We start from the raw sequence: 224 nt of genomic DNA, 5'->3' as shown, positions 1-224 counted from the left end.
TCGCTGTCGCCCCGTTCTGACAGGAGGCCCGCTTTGACCGAGATCGGATATCAGACCGGGGGACTGGTCGGCTGGGGTGGGCTGGCGACAGACGCTCATGAGACGAACCCGGATCTCGTCTGGCCGCTGTCGAACGAGGTGTTCGATCGGATGCGTCGTGAAGACCCGCAGGTGATGTCGGTCCTCGGTGCGGTGACCTTGCCGATCCAGGAGTCGGACTGGCA

Annotated in this window: 1 pseudogene; it reads left to right on the top strand. The window is 64.3% G+C overall.

From position 1 onward, the window contains the following. Positions 1-33: 33 nt before the first annotated feature. A pseudogene (locus LL239_RS17645) lies at positions 34-224 on the top strand (phage portal protein family protein); the annotation flags it as partial.

Source organism: Microbacterium testaceum (genome assembly GCF_020781835.1).
Classification (GTDB): Bacteria; Actinomycetota; Actinomycetes; order Actinomycetales; family Microbacteriaceae; genus Microbacterium; species Microbacterium testaceum_H.
Note: the sequence above shows the minus strand (reverse complement) of the source record. Positions and strands in the feature narration are given on the sequence as shown.